Consider the following 273-nt stretch of genomic DNA (forward strand, 5'->3'; position numbering starts at 1 on the left):
GATCCGTCGCGAATGCGGCCCTCGTGGCAATATCCTCTGCTTGCTGCACATGCTCCGGCCCGAAGGAAGACAGCCCCAAATGCTGCATCGCGAGGGCATGGTGTTCGTGCCGGGTATTTCGCCTGACGGCATAGTCGTCGAGAGAACAAGCATCGACCTGAAGTTGCTCTGCAAGCCAGGTGATCAATTCATCGGGCGGCATAAGGTCTTCGCCCCATCCCAAGCCAGGGTGGCGCAGCAAGGAAATATGCACCGCAAGCCCAAGGTGGTTCT

At 58.6% G+C, this 273-nt stretch carries 1 protein-coding gene; it reads right to left on the reverse strand.

What is annotated here, in order from left to right:
- Positions 1-253: DUF4158 domain-containing protein (locus HBA93_RS24660; RefSeq protein WP_353619425.1), on the reverse strand; the 253-nt coding region annotated here is incomplete at its 3' end.
- Positions 254-273: the final 20 nt, after the last annotated feature.

Source organism: Ochrobactrum sp. SFR4, from assembly GCF_019730395.1.
In the GTDB taxonomy this organism is placed as follows: domain Bacteria; phylum Pseudomonadota; class Alphaproteobacteria; order Rhizobiales; family Rhizobiaceae; genus Pseudochrobactrum.